Origin of the sequence: Beijerinckia sp. L45, from assembly GCF_009765775.1 — a bacterium.
Classification (GTDB): Bacteria; Pseudomonadota; Alphaproteobacteria; order Rhizobiales; family Beijerinckiaceae; genus RH-AL1.
On the sequence record NZ_LMUU01000158.1, the window covers coordinates 60,584 to 73,900 of the forward strand.

At 64.5% G+C, this 13,317-nt stretch carries 15 protein-coding genes; 6 read left to right on the forward strand and 9 right to left on the reverse strand.

Features of this window, described 5'->3' with window-relative positions; all coding sequences use genetic code 11:
• The 7 genes from GSQ79_RS16655 to GSQ79_RS16685 form a co-directional block, all read right to left on the reverse strand.
• Nucleotides 1-2,191 (reverse strand): glycoside hydrolase family 2 protein (locus tag GSQ79_RS16655; protein WP_210253117.1); only part of this gene is annotated, 2,191 nt, incomplete at its 3' end.
• Between the two features lie 160 nt (nucleotides 2,192-2,351).
• Nucleotides 2,352-3,323, reverse strand: coding sequence for a DUF1839 family protein (locus GSQ79_RS16660; RefSeq protein ID WP_368669949.1), 972 nt, complete (start codon nucleotides 3,321-3,323; stop codon nucleotides 2,352-2,354).
• Nucleotides 3,324-3,325: 2 nt separating this feature from the next.
• Nucleotides 3,326-4,240: an amino acid--[acyl-carrier-protein] ligase gene (locus GSQ79_RS16665; protein WP_158809803.1), complete on the reverse strand. Its 915-nt coding sequence runs from the start codon at nucleotides 4,238-4,240 to the stop codon at nucleotides 3,326-3,328.
• Between the two features lie 21 nt (nucleotides 4,241-4,261).
• Nucleotides 4,262-5,446, reverse strand: coding sequence for an acyl-CoA dehydrogenase family protein (locus tag GSQ79_RS16670; RefSeq protein WP_158809804.1), 1,185 nt, complete (start codon nucleotides 5,444-5,446; stop codon nucleotides 4,262-4,264).
• On the reverse strand, nucleotides 5,443-5,694 hold the full coding sequence (locus GSQ79_RS16675) for an acyl carrier protein (protein WP_158809905.1): 252 nt from the start codon (nucleotides 5,692-5,694) through the stop codon (nucleotides 5,443-5,445). Before GSQ79_RS16675 ends, GSQ79_RS16670 begins: the two co-directional genes overlap by 4 nt.
• A 227-nt stretch (nucleotides 5,695-5,921) precedes the next feature.
• Complete coding sequence (locus GSQ79_RS16680; protein ID WP_158809805.1) at nucleotides 5,922-6,941, reverse strand: NAD(P)-dependent oxidoreductase; 1,020 nt, start codon at nucleotides 6,939-6,941, stop codon at nucleotides 5,922-5,924.
• Nucleotides 6,838-7,656, reverse strand: coding sequence for a transporter substrate-binding domain-containing protein (locus tag GSQ79_RS16685; protein WP_158809806.1), 819 nt, complete (start codon nucleotides 7,654-7,656; stop codon nucleotides 6,838-6,840). The genes GSQ79_RS16680 and GSQ79_RS16685 overlap by 104 nt, the downstream gene beginning before the upstream one ends.
• A 128-nt stretch (nucleotides 7,657-7,784) precedes the next feature.
• Between GSQ79_RS16685 and GSQ79_RS16690 the strand changes: the two genes are divergently transcribed.
• The 5 genes from GSQ79_RS16690 to argC all read left to right on the forward strand — a co-directional run bounded on the left by GSQ79_RS16690 (nucleotide 7,785) and on the right by argC (nucleotide 11,653).
• The gene (locus GSQ79_RS16690; RefSeq protein ID WP_158809807.1) at nucleotides 7,785-8,921 is read left to right on the forward strand and encodes an Mrp/NBP35 family ATP-binding protein; all 1,137 of its coding nucleotides are present in this window, start codon (nucleotides 7,785-7,787) and stop codon (nucleotides 8,919-8,921) included.
• A gap of 4 nt (nucleotides 8,922-8,925) precedes the next feature.
• Nucleotides 8,926-9,363 (forward strand): PaaI family thioesterase, encoded by a 438-nt coding sequence (locus GSQ79_RS16695; protein WP_158809808.1) that lies wholly within the window; start codon nucleotides 8,926-8,928, stop codon nucleotides 9,361-9,363.
• 322 nt (nucleotides 9,364-9,685) lie between these two features.
• Nucleotides 9,686-10,183, forward strand: coding sequence for a 50S ribosomal protein L13 (gene rplM / locus GSQ79_RS16700; protein ID WP_158809809.1), 498 nt, complete (start codon nucleotides 9,686-9,688; stop codon nucleotides 10,181-10,183).
• Between the two features lie 2 nt (nucleotides 10,184-10,185).
• A complete protein-coding gene (rpsI, locus tag GSQ79_RS16705; protein WP_158809810.1) occupies nucleotides 10,186-10,665 on the forward strand; it encodes a 30S ribosomal protein S9 in 480 nt (159 codons plus the stop codon).
• A gap of 76 nt (nucleotides 10,666-10,741) precedes the next feature.
• The gene (argC, locus tag GSQ79_RS16710) at nucleotides 10,742-11,653 is read left to right on the forward strand and encodes an N-acetyl-gamma-glutamyl-phosphate reductase (protein ID WP_158809811.1); all 912 of its coding nucleotides are present in this window, start codon (nucleotides 10,742-10,744) and stop codon (nucleotides 11,651-11,653) included.
• Between the two features lie 50 nt (nucleotides 11,654-11,703).
• Here argC and GSQ79_RS16715 read toward each other — a convergent pair whose 3' ends face one another.
• On the reverse strand, nucleotides 11,704-12,105 hold the full coding sequence (locus tag GSQ79_RS16715) for a hypothetical protein (protein ID WP_158809812.1): 402 nt from the start codon (nucleotides 12,103-12,105) through the stop codon (nucleotides 11,704-11,706).
• Nucleotides 12,106-12,123: 18 nt separating this feature from the next.
• Between GSQ79_RS16715 and GSQ79_RS16720 the strand changes: the two genes are divergently transcribed.
• Nucleotides 12,124-12,309 carry a type II toxin-antitoxin system RelE/ParE family toxin gene (locus GSQ79_RS16720; protein ID WP_246725401.1) on the forward strand — a complete coding sequence of 62 codons (186 nt, stop codon included), beginning with the start codon at nucleotides 12,124-12,126 and terminating at the stop codon, nucleotides 12,307-12,309.
• A 26-nt stretch (nucleotides 12,310-12,335) separates the two neighbouring features.
• Here the strand turns inward: GSQ79_RS16720 and GSQ79_RS16725 are convergent, their stop codons facing one another.
• Nucleotides 12,336-13,184, reverse strand: coding sequence for a fumarylacetoacetate hydrolase family protein (locus tag GSQ79_RS16725; protein ID WP_158809813.1), 849 nt, complete (start codon nucleotides 13,182-13,184; stop codon nucleotides 12,336-12,338).
• Nucleotides 13,185-13,317 lie beyond the last annotated feature (133 nt).

Sequence of the window (13,317 nt, forward strand, 5' to 3'; positions counted from 1 at the left end):
CGAGGTCGGCTACCGCGTGGCCGCGTCCCAACGGGAAATGAAAGGCGTCGGCGACGAACGCGCCGCTTGAATCGGTAAGCCGCCCGACGGTGACGTCGTGCGATGGCTCGCCGAAGCGGAATGCGTAGGTGGTGTCGAAGAAACCGCCCCAGAGATCGGTCGCGGCGATCCCGATCGTCGAGCGCGGCTCAAGCGTCAGGTCGCGCGTGGCCCGCATCACCGGTGTCTCGCCGTCGCGCAGACAGGTGAGTGTCAGCGTCACCACGCGGGGCGACACTGTTTCGTTGATCAGCGTGACCTTCAGCCCGTTGAGGTTTTCGTCCGTCAGGACGACGGTAATCGGCCTGCAGGCGCGGAGCAGGCCGTAGTATGCGGCTTTGGGCCAGTTCAGACTGTCGATGACGCCCCAGCCGGCACCGGGCGCGAGATCGCGGAGAAACCACACCAGCGCTCCACGTGTCGGCGAGCCTTCGCGCCGCCATTCTGCGTAGGTCGCTTCGATGATCTCAGCGCTGGTCGCCCGCGACAGCGCGAGAAAGCGTTCGGGGTCTTTTCTGCGCAGCGCGGTGACGTCGACGCCGTAGAGTGCCGCGCAATAATGGTTGCGGACGCCCTCGAAAGCCCAGCTCGCCGCCGCATCGTGGGCGAAGCGCTCGGTGTAGTTCGGATGCGCGATCGTCGGGGTTCCGGCTTCGAGCACGAACGGCGCCTTGTCCGGCACATTGGCGAAGCCGAGGCTCTCCGCGGAAAAGCGCACCCCGGCGCGCCGGGCTTCTTCGACGGGACGCCGATGCGCGCTGACACCATAGTAGTGGCTGATGCCTTGGTCGGCGACGAAGGGCATCGCGCCGCCGCAGGGCGAGTGCGCGACATAGGGAACGTCGGGCCGCAGCGCCCGCGCCGTTTCGGCGAGTATGCCCTCGAAGATGGCGTTGGTCCAAACCGGCGCCGGCAGACCCATCATCGCCGCCTGCTGCGCGACCTCGCTGGCGCCGCAGAGCACGGTGAGGCTGGGCGACGCCTGGGTCCGCTGCAGGAATTGCCGCGCCTCTTCCATAACCGACGCGCAGAAGGCTGGATCGGCAGCGGGATAGTCGAAGTTGGAGAAGGCGAAATCTTGCCAGACCATGAGACCGAGTTCGTCGCACAGCTTGTAGAAGGCATCGCCCTCATAGCTCATGCTGCCGCCGATGCGCACCATGTTCATCCCAGCTTCGACCATCAGGGTGAGCAGCGGCGCATAGGCCTCGCGATCGAAGGGCAGGGCGACGATGTCGGCGCTGCTCCAGCACGCTCCGCGGCAGAACACGGGGACGCCGTTGACGACAAGGCCAAAGCCCCTGCCGTCGGCGTCGCGGTCCACGACCACACTGCGGAAGCCGACGGGGCCGAGATTGAAGGTTTGATTGCCGACGAAGAGGCGGAGCGGATAGAGAGCTGGCGTTCCGTGCGTGTGCGGCCACCAGGCCTCGGCGTCGGGCACGGTGATGCGACCGCGCAGCCAGCCGGCGCCGTCCTCGACGAGAGTGAAATCGATCGCGCCGATGCTGGCAACGACCCAGCCCGACGTCGGCGCCGAGAGCTTGATCGCCAGCGCGATCTCGCCGTCGCCATCGGCAAATGTCGTGCGGATATCTTGCTCCACGATCCGAAGCGCTGCGGCGTCGATGCGCTTGACTGCGCGCCACGGGCCGATGGCATGCACAGGAGGCCCCCAGCCCGGGATATGGCCGAGCAGCAGCGTGCGGACGAAGCGCAGGCTCGGGGGGCGAACGAGCCGCGGTCGCCAGCGCGCGCGACCTTTCTGAGTCGCGAGGTAGGCATCGAGGGAACGGAAGCAGATGTGAAGCCGGTGCGTGCCAGCGAGTTCGACCGTGACTTCGTGCGCGACAAACATGCTTTGGGACTGCAGGATCGGCACGTCATCGAGAAACACCTCGGCGATGGTCGCGAGCCCCTCGAAGCGCAGGATCGTCGGGCCGGCGCCGCCCAATTCGGTGCGGTACCAGAAATCGAACGCATCGAAGCCGAGGTTATCGTCGGGTTGCCAGCGGTTCGCCGCCAGCAGCGCAGCGCCGACGGTGCCGGGAACGATGGCAGGCAGCCAGTCCGCGGCCGTGATGGTGCTCGGCGCATCCCAGTGCGAGGGCGGGGATTGCGCGAGTGACCAGGGTCCGTCGATGGAAGTCAAAGTGTTGTGCCGTTCTGTCGGTTGAACTGCCACATGACATGAAGGTCGTCATTGCGGGCGCAACGAAGCAACCCCGGAGCAGGAGGCCGCGATGGTTGTCGCAGCGGCCCCAGCTTGGTTCGCTGCGCTCGCAATGATGGCCGGCAAGGTTATCCCGCTCTTACAGGATCGCCAAACACCCAACGATCCGCTCGTAGGAGGCAGCGAGCGGATCGAGGTTCGCTTCGATCGTGTCGAAGCGTTTGCGCGCCACCGCGCGGGCGAGCTGGAACTGAAAACTCTTGGCGCCGCTCGAAAGCGTTTGGCAGCCTTCGATCGCCGGCGCGAGAGCGAGGCTCGCATCATGGGCCGCGAGCCAGGCGAGATGGCTGCCGAGCAGTTCGAAATTCATGCCGAGCTGCCGCGCCGTGTTGAACGCGTATTTGTGCAGAAAATCCGACGGCTTTTCCGATGCCGCGATCACCTGATCGCGCAGGCGGTCGCGCAAGGCCAGGACGGGATTGTCGGTTGGTCGACGCGCGACATGCCTGCGGAGAACTGTGAGGGCCTTCGACGCATCAGGCGAGGATCGCCGCCGATCGAACTTCACGAATTCGGCGTAGGGGAACAGCGCCGTCGCCGCGCCTTTCGGCAGAACGGCGTCGTAGTCGTCGTCGCGAAGCGTGAAGAAACCGGCGCCGTGAAAATAATCGAGCTCGCGGGCGTCGGCATTGACGCGGTTGATCGCGATCGTCGTCTTGGTATGTTCGAGCTGATAGGAGACGCCCCGCGTGTCCGGCAGATAAAAGCTATCCACCTCGACGATCACCATCCGTCCGCGCGCGGTCTGCTCCAGCACATGGGTTTCGAGCGTGTCGTAAAGCGCGAGCTCGGTAACCTCCAGACCATAGAGATCGAACAGGTCCTCCAGCGGGATTTTTGCGAAGGTGAAGTGGTCGCCCTCAAAATCCTGGGCGACGGCAAAGCCCATCGCAGCCGTCGGATCCGCGCCCAGCGCGTGCAGAACCTCGATCCAGACATCGATATAGCAGTTGGTCTCCGGCCAATCGCGGGCGCCGTCGTGCAGCGCATGTGCGGCGTAGCCCTCCGGCTTGATTGACGGGAAGACGGCGATGGGCGCTTTCGCCAGCATCATCAGCCCCAGAGCGCGTCGCGCACGCCGTGCGGCCAGAGGTCGACATCGAGGCCATGAGTCTTGAACAGGGCCAGCGTGCAGCGCTCCATGCCGAAGCCGACGCAGGCGGTATGCGCGGTCGCGCCTTCCTCGTTCTTGATGCCCCAGTTCGCGCCAAAATGGTCCTGGTGGTAGTTGAAGCTGATGCACGCCGTCGGCTTGTTTTCCGGGCTGTCGATGCGGATCAGCAGCTCGAACTTCAGCTCCTGGTCGCGCTGGCTTGCCGCCATCATCCGACCGGCGCGGCCGAAGAACGGGTCGTTGGCGACTTCCAGGGCGAACGGCATTTCGAGAAGCGCGATCATCTCCTGCGCGCGCTGTAGCCATAGCTCGCGGAAGGCGACGACCTGTTCCGGCGTACCGATGCGCACGTATTCGCGCTGGCGGAACATCTGCATGCGGCCGGGGTCGCGCGACGGCTCGTGGCGGAAACAGTATGAATAGATGTCGTAGAGGCCACCGGTCTTCGGCAGCGCGCCGCGCCGCGCCACGACCGGGTAGAGCGGGTAGCAGGCCGCCGGCATTAGCGCGACGTCGGTGATTTCTTGCGAGTCGGTCCAGTCGACGTTGGCGTGCAGCTTCTCGAGCAGGGTCGCATGTTCCTTGTCGCCGCCCTCAAAACTGTGGATCGTGCCGGCAAGCTGCGGAAATCCCTTGAGGTAGCCGCTGCGCTCGAAATCCTTGCGGTTCATGCCGGGGGGAAAGCGGATGACTTCGGCATCGCCGTCCTTGCCGATCCGGGTGATGAGCGCGGTAAGGCGCTCGACGACGTCTTCGAAGATGCCGCTGCGGCCGTAGAGGCCTTCGACCCCCATGTCGATCAGCAGACCCTTTGTGAACAAACTATCGAGGAAATTGCCGCAAACCATGCACATCGGAAAAGACCCGCAATTGAATTAGTTGACGAGATGGGCGTCGAGCCGGTGCATCAGCAGCATGGTCGAGGTGTTGCCGAAGATGCGGTCGTTGTTGATCATCAGCTGCGCCGAGAGGATGTCGCGGTACTGCCGGCCGATGCTGTAGGGCGTGTCGTTCTTGAAGCCGGCGATGCCGCAGACGAGCATCGCGGTGTTGACGATCTCGACGCCGATGCGTGAGGCCGCGACCTTGACGTTGTTCATCGCCACCGCGAAGCCCATCGAGGTGAGCTCCTCGTTGTCCGCCTGCGCATGCTCGAAGCGCTTGAGGCCATCGCGGGTCATGCTCTTCATCATCTGCAGTTCGGACGCGGCTTCGGCGACGCGGATCGCGCCGACCGGCGTCTCGCTCGGGCGCTTGCGCGCATCGGCCCGCACGAAGGCCTGCGCCTTATGCACCGTACTGAGTGCGATGCCGTACCATAGGCTCGCCCAGAGGAGGTGCGAGGTCGCGAGCATCGAGCGCGCGGAAATTTCGGCGAAGGAGCGCGGCAAAACCTGCTCGGCCGGGCCCGAAGCTTTCAGCTTGAACCCTTCGGAACAGGTGCCACGCATGCCGAGCGTGTCCCACACCGAGGTCCGCTCGAGCGTGCACTGATCCTTGAGCACGACGACCAGAACCTGGTCGGAGGGCGGCGACTCCGGCTCGCGCCGCGCCGTGGCCAGGATCGCATCGGCGTTGGCGCCGTAGGAGATCACCGACGCGTTCTTTTCGAGATGGTAAAGTCCTTTCTCCGTTTCCACCGCGCAGAGCGAGGTCCGGACGTCGCCGCCGACGCCGGCTTCCGACGTGGCGGATGCCAGAAGAAGCTGCTGTTCCGCGATGGTCCTGAGAAAGCCGCGGTGCCATTCGCTGGTCCGTGCGTGCGAGACCAGACTGGAGATCTGGATCTGGTGCATGGCGAAGACCATGCCGGCCGAGGAGCAGTGCTGGCCGAGCGTCGAGCAGATCTCGGCGATGTCGGTGAGGGTGGCACCCTCGCCGCCGTACTCGACGGGCAGCATCGCGCCGAGCAGACGGCTAGCCTTGATCGCGGCGATCGCTTCCGCGGGAAAGCGGCCCTGGCGGTCGACGTCCACGGCATGTTCTGCGGCGACGGCCGCCGCGGCGGTGCCGCGCTCGAGAAGCGTGGTGCCGATGCCGGCGGTTCCGTGCACGGTCATGCCGCGGCCGACTTCGGCACGAGCTCCTCGATGCAGGTCTTGATCGCCGTGATGCTGGCGAAGCTGCGCCGGTTCAGCATGGTTTCGGGAAATTCGACCTCGAAGTGGTCTTCGAGCGCGAGCATCAGCTGCACCGCCGCGAAAGACGTCAGGCCCGACGCGTAGAGATCCTGCGAATCGTCAAGCGAGTCCACGGGAACCGGCAAGCGACCATGTTCAGAAATCAGTGCGCGAATAGCCTCGATCATGGCTTGGCCTCCAAAGTATTTTTTCAGGAAACCGCTTTTGGCCGCCGCGCGCAAGTATTTGGCGGCATGATCCGCTACACATTTAGCTGTTATGGTATACGATCAAAAAACCGACGCTGAATTGGTTAAATAAATTTAACGAAATATTGAAGTTGAGCACTCACCGATGCTCGTTGTCATGGCGGTGTCGGCGCGGAATGATTGCCGCGCCGAGATTGACGCCGCGTCTAATCGCGTTTGAGGCGGGCGATCAGGCTTGACGTGTCCCAGCGGGCGCCGCCCATCGCCTGGACCTCGGCGTAGAACTGGTCGACCAGCGCCGCGAGCGGCAGCGTCGATCCGTTGCGGCGCGCCTCGTCGAGGCAGATCGCCAGATCCTTGCGCATCCAGTTGACCGCGAAGCCGAAGTCGAACGTTCCGGCGATCATCGTCTTGTAGCGGTTCTCCATCTGCCAGGACTGCGCCGCGCCCTTGGAGATGACGTCGATGACCGCTTCGGCGTCAAGCCCCGCTTTTTCCGCGAAGTGCAGGCCCTCGGCGAGACCCTGGACGACGCCGGCGATGCAGAGCTGGTTGACCATCTTGGTCAGCTGGCCGGAGCCGACCGGCCCCATCAGCCGGCACGCCTTGGCGAAATGCTGGATCAGTGGCTCCGCGCGATCATAATCGGCCTGGGCGCCGCCGCACATGACGGTGAGCGCGGCGTTCTCGGCCCCGGCCTGGCCGCCGGACACCGGCGCGTCGACGAAGCCGAACCCCTTGTCCGAGGCGGCCTTCGCAAGTTCGCGGGCAACCTCGGCTGAGGCCGTGGTGTGGTCGACGAAGATCGCGCCCTTGCCCATGTTGTGAAAGGCGCCGTCGTCGCCTGTGGTTACGGAGCGAAGGTCTGCATCGTTGCCGACGCAGCAGAAGACCACGTCCTGGCCTTTGGCTGCCTCCGCCGGCGTCTTGGCGGCCGTGCCGCCGTGCTTGGCGACCCACTCGTCGGCCTTTGCGGCCGTACGGTTGTAGACGGTGACCTGATGGCCGCCTTTGGCGAGATAGCCCGCCATCGGGAAGCCCATCACGCCGAGACCGAGAAATGCTACCTTTGCCATGCGTGCTCCTTGAAACGCCTGTCGGTTCGCGACCGAGCCCGACGCGCTAGTTGATCGGAAAATCGAAATATTTGGCGCTGATCGCGGCAAAGGTGCCGTCCGCCACGCAGGACGCCAGCGCCTTCTCGAAGCTTGCCTTAAGCGCCGCATCCTCCTTGCGCAGCCCGACGCCGATGCCATCGCCGAAGACGGCCGGATCGCGCGGCACGTCGGCGAGGATGTGGCAGCATCGCGCGTCGCTGCGCGTCTTGAGGAAGACGGTAATGGCATCCTTGTCGCCGATCACCGCATCGACACGGTCGGCCTCGAGGTCGAGGATCGCGTCGGACAATGTCGCGTAGCGGCGCACCGTCGAGTCCGGATATTTGTCGAGGAGGAATGTCTCGTGCGTGCCGCTTTTCTCGACGCCGATGCGCTTGCCGGCCAGCGCCTTGGGATCATCCGACGTCAGGCCGCTGCGGTTTTTCACCATGAAGGCCGAGGGCATGCGCACGTAGGGCAGGGTGAAGGCGATCTTGGCCTTGCGCTCGTCGGTGATTTCCATCGCCGCCATGACGGCGTCGTAGTGATGCGCGAGCAGACCGGCGATCATGCTGTCCCAGTCCTGCGCCACGAAGGTGCAGGACACGGCCATCCGCTTGCAAAGATCGGTGCCGAGGTCAATCTCGAAGCCGGAAAGCTTGTCGCCGTCGAAATAGTTGTACGGCGGTCTTGCCCCTTCGCTGGCGATGATCAGATGGGTCGGTTCCGCCATCGCCGGGACGAGAAGGGCGGCCGGAAGCGCCAGCCCGAATACGACGAGAGCTTGGACGGCTCGTCGGCCGCCTTTGAGAAGCCGAGGCGACAGCCACGAGAAAATCAGCATAAGTCCCCAGCGACGGACGATTGATGTGTCGGCTGTACGCGTCCGCCGGACGGGCGCGACACTGCCCCAAACAGCGCCGCGCGCGCAACCGCCTTTGCAGGCCAGACCGCGCGGCAAGAGGTAATGCTATGGTGAGTGAACAGGACGTCCTCGAGGCCTTGAAAAGCGTTGCCGGGCCGGACGGCCGAACGCCGGTGTCCCGCACCAACGGGATTTCCGGGCTGACTGTCCGCGTCGACAAGGTCTATCTCGCCCTGACCGGCGATCCTCGGTTCGCCGACGCGATGGAGACGATGCGCGTTCAGGCGGAAGTGGCGATCAAGCAGCTGCCGGGCGTGTCCAACGCCGTGGTCAGCCTCACGGCTGAGCGGCCTGCGGGCACCACGGTCCCGCCGGCCCACGTCCACGGCGCACCAGCCGGTGCCCAGCCGCGGACGGCGCCACCACGGCCCGTGCCGCCGAAAAACATCGCGATCCCCGGCATCCGCCGGATCATCGGCGTGGCCTCCGGCAAGGGTGGCGTCGGCAAGTCGACCACGACGGTCAATCTCGCCCTTGCGCTCGCCGCGCTTGGCTGGAAGATCGGCATTCTGGACGCCGACGTGTTCGGCCCCTCGCTGCCGCGTCTTCTCGGCCTCCAGGCCAAGCCCGATATCGACGGCAAGATGCTGCAGCCGCTGCAGGCTTTTGGCATCAAGGCGATGTCGATCGGCTTCTTGGTCGGCGAAGAGGAGGCGATGATCTGGCGTGGGCCGATGGTGATGTCGGCAATCAACCAACTGCTCCGCGAAGTCGCCTGGGGCGAACTCGACTGTTTGCTGGTCGACATGCCGCCGGGAACCGGCGACGCCCAGCTGACGCTGGCGCAGAACGTGCCGCTGGCCGGCGCCGTGATCGTCTCGACGCCGCAGGATCTCGCGCTGATCGACGCGCGGCGCGGCATCTCCATGTTCAAACAGGTCAATGTGCCGATCCTCGGCGTCGTCGAGAACATGAGCTACTTCATCTGCCCGCATTGCCAGGGCCGCTCCGAGATCTTCGCCCACGGCGGCGCGCGCCACGAGGCCGAACGCCTCGGCGTGCCGTTTCTCGGCGAGGTGCCGCTTGCCTTGACGATCCGCGAGCAGTCCGACTCCGGGCGCCCAACCGTGGTCGCCGCGCCGGACAGCCCGCAGTCGCTGATCTATCGCGAGATCGCCGGACGGCTTAAGGCGAGCCTGGAGACGGGGGCGCAACGCGTCGCGCCGCGAATCGTCTTCGAGTAGGTCGATGCCCGCGATGACGGCCGAGGCGCTCAACGCCTTCTTCGATCGCGAATTCCCGCAGCTCACGCATGCGGGCGAACGTTCGATCCTCGTCGAGAGTGTAGGGGACATGGTGGGCACCGTCCGCCTGGTGCATCACGATCGCCACCTGCGGCCAGGTGGCACGATCTCGGGGCCGGCCATGTTCGCGCTCGCCGACGTCGCGCTCTACGCGACGATTCTTGCGCAGATCGGGCCGGTCGGCCTGGCGGTGACAACCAATATGACGATCAACTTCATGCGCAAGCCGCTGCCCGGCGATCTCTATGCCCATTGCCGGCTGATGAAGCTCGGGCGGCAGCTTGCGGTGGGCGAGGCGACGCTGATGTCGGCGGGAAGCGAGGATATCGTGGCGCACGCGACGGGGACGTACGCGATCCCACCGGCGAAGGGCGTTGCTTAGGCTTTACTCTTGCCGCCTGGCGATGTCCCCGGATGTCATCCTGGGTCGCGCGAAGCGTGAACCCGGGATCTATGAACACCGTCTATCAGGTGTGCCGCGGAGATGCCGCACCTTCGATCGAGGCACATGAATTCGCATGGTGTTCATGGATCCCGGCCCTCCGCTTCGCTCCGGCCAGGATGACATCGCGGTGCTTGATAGCGGTATCATAATACCCGATGACGTAAGTGCCTGATTTGGTTGCTCTCTATGAGCATCTCCGCTCTTGACTTTTCCAGCTCGCGCCTGTCTAAGCAGCCCACATTCTTCAATAGGCATCATCATGTTTGGCAAAACCTACTCGACCAAGACGGCCGAGATCGAAAAGAAGTGGACGGTTATCGACGCCCAGGGGCTGGTCGTCGGTCGTCTCGCTTCGATCATCGCGATGCGTCTGCGCGGCAAGCACAAGCCGTCGTTCACCCCGCATATGGATGATGGTGATCATGTCATCGTCATCAACGCGGAAAAGGTGGTCTTCACCGGCCGCAAGCGCGAAAACAAGATCTACTATCACTACACCGGCTTCCAGGGCGGCATCAAAGAGCGGACGGCGCGCTTCATCCTCGAAGGGCGCTTTCCCGAGCGCGTCGTCGAGAAGGCCGTCGAGCGTATGCTTCCGCGTGGCCCGCTTGGCCGCAAGCAGCTCGGCAATCTCCGCGTCTACGCCGGATCCGAGCATCCGCATGCCGCGCAGCAGCCTGTGGCGCTCGACGTCGGGCCGATGAACCCGAAGAACGTCTACAATCCCAAGAACACAACCGCGACGAAGGCTGCCTGATCATGGCCGAGACCCTCTCCTCCCTTCAGGACCTGAAGAGCGCCACCGGCGACGTGCAGCCGTCCGCGCCCGTCCACGTGCAGAAGCTTGACAAGCTCGGTCGCGCCTATGCCACCGGCAAGCGCAAGGACGCGGTCGCCCGCGTCTGGATCAAGCCCGGCAAGGGCGCGATCGTCGTCAACGGCCGCCCGTTCGAGGTTTATTTCGCCCGTCCCGTGCTGCGGATGATCTTGCAGCAGCCGCTCGGCGTCGCCAATCGCGTCGGCCAGTACGACCTGATGGTCACCGTCGCTGGCGGCGGTCTGTCCGGCCAGGCCGGCGCCGTGCGCCATGGCCTGTCGAAGGCTTTGACCTACTTCGAGCCGGAGCTGCGCCCGGCCCTGAAGCACGAAGGCTTCCTGACCCGCGACTCGCGCGTCGTCGAGCGCAAAAAGTACGGCAAGAAAAAAGCCCGCCGGAGTTTCCAGTTCTCGAAGCGCTAATCGCTTCGGTTTCGAATATGGAAAAGGCGGCTTCGGCCGCCTTTTTCTTTGCGGTTTTTCCACGGGAGACCAGGACATGGCAGCGCGGATATTTATCGACGGCGAGGCGGGGACGACGGGGCTCGGCATCCGCGAGCGGCTTGCCGGCAAGGCCGGCATCGAGCTGAAAAGTCTGCCGCCGGAAGATCGCAAGGACATCGAGGCGAAGACCGCGCTATTGCGCGAAGTCGATCTCGTGATCCTCTGCCTGCCGGATGAGGCGGCCAAGGAAACGGTGGCGCTCGTCGCCGGCATGGCGGACGGTCCGCGCGTCCTCGACGCCTCGACCGCGCACCGCGTCGCACCGGGCTGGGTCTACGGTTTTCCCGAACTGGCGCTCGGCCAGGCCGAGGCGATCAAGGGGGCGCGCTACGTTTCCAACCCCGGCTGCTATGCGACCGGCGCGATCGCCCTGCTGCGTCCGCTGATCGACGCCAAGATGCTGAACCCCGATGCCGCGATTGCGATCAACGCGATCTCCGGCTACAGCGGCGGCGGCAAGGCGATGATCGCGGAGCACAAGAGCGGCACGGCCCCGGCATTCCAGCTTTACGCGCTCGGACTCGGCCACAAGCACGTACCGGAAGTGATGGCCTACAGCCACTTGACGCGGCGGCCGATCTTCGTGCCCTCGGTTGGGGATTTCGCGCAGGGGATGCTGGTGTCGATCCCGCTGTTCCTCGACGATCTGCCGGGGCGGCCGAGCGTGGCGGATCTCGGCATCGCGCTCGCCGCGCATTACGGCGCGACCGGCCACGTCCACGTTAGCAGCGGCCCCGACGTCGCCCAGATCGAGCCGGAGTCGCTCAACGACAGTGACGAGCTCGAGCTTCACGTGTTCGGCAACGAGGCGCAGAGCCAGGCGGTGCTGGTGGCCAAGCTCGACAATTTGGGGAAGGGCGCCTCGGGTGCCGCGGTGCAGAACCTGGAGCTGATGCTGGGGCTTTAAGAGGCCGAAGCGGCATTCGCGAGCACGGTGGAAGAGGCCTCGAATTTCGACTACATTTTACGCAGCCTTTTCAATTGGAGTGCGCCATGAAGATCGAGTTGGCGGGCGATGCCGCGCAGTGGGTAGAGACAGAAGTCGCGTCCGGGCGATTTCCGACTCCCGAAGACGCTGTCGTCAACGCGGTCCGTCAAATGCGTCTGACGGAATTGCGGTCGAAGCTCGATGTGGCTATCGCCGAGGGCGGATCCTTGACGACGGCTGACGTCCGCCGAGACGTGCTCGATCATCTCAAGCGCTGCGACCCGACTTCCGTAACGTAAGTGCCGCGCCTCCTCTATTTTGCGGCAGCAGGGCGCGATCTCGCTGACATAGCGGAAGGCATTGAACGGACAAGCTAAAGTCGTAGAACCGCCATCGATTTCATCGAGCGGCTTACCGGCTACTGCGAGCATCTCGCCAGTTTACCGGGGCTGCTCGGACGCTCACGGCCCGAACTGCGTCCCGATTTCAGAAGCGTCGCTTTCGAGACGTACTTGATCTTTTTCCGTTATCGTGACGGCGCAACGCCGCGTGACGTGCTTGAAGTCATCCGCGTGCTTCACGGCGCGCGCGATATCGAAGCTCTGTTCGATCGGGACAGCGAAGCACCGTTGTGAACGGTGCTTGGTAATGCGCCCAAAGGCTAACGCTTGTAAGCCACGACCTCATGGCTCTGCTCACCCAAGCCTTCGCCACCCAGCGTTACGACATCGCCCGGCTTCAAAAACATCGGCGGCTTCATGCCGATGCCGACGCCGGCTGGCGTGCCGGTGATGATGACGTCGCCCGGCTCCAGGGTGAAAAATTGCGAGACATAGGCGATCACCTTCTTGAACGAGAAGATCATCGTCTTGGTGCTGCCGGTCTGGCGCCGCTCGCCGTTGACGTCGAGCCAGAGGCCGATGCGCTGCGGATTGGCGAACTCCTCCGGCGTCACCAGCCAGGGGCCAAGCGGGCCGAAGCTCGGCGCGCTCTTGCCCTTGGTCCAGGTTCCGCCGCGCTCCATCTGAAACGCCCGCTCGGTAACATCGTCGCTGAGGCAGAAGCCGGCGACGTAATCCATCGCGCTGCGTTCCGAGACGTAGGAGGCGCGGGTGCCGATGACGATGCCGACCTCGACCTCCCAGTCGAGTTTTTCACCGCCCTTCGGCATGATGATCGGATCGGTCGCGCCGGCGATGCAGTTCGATGCCTTCTGGAAGAACACGGGTTCGGCCGGCTTCGGCAGGCCGATCTCTTCGGCGTGGTCGGAATAGTTGAGGCCGATCGCGATGAAGTTCGTCGGCGTCGCGACGCAGGACCCAAGACGCGGACGGCCACGCACGACGGGCAGGGACGACAGCCGGGTGCGGGAGATCTTGTCGAGCATCTTTGGCGACAGCGCCGATCCGTCGATGTCACCGACGAGATGGCTAAGATCGCGGATCTTGCCCTCGGCATCGATCATGCCGGGCTTTTCCTTGCCGATCGCTCCAAAGCGAACGAGTTTCATCTTGTGTCTCCTAGCTGGTCCGCAGATGCCCAAGGGACGGCGGAACCCATGAGTGTGCTCCGGTGCCGACAACGACGGGGCAAACGAAAGGAGGCGCGACGCGCCTCGGCTTCGCCAGCCGTTCATCAAACCG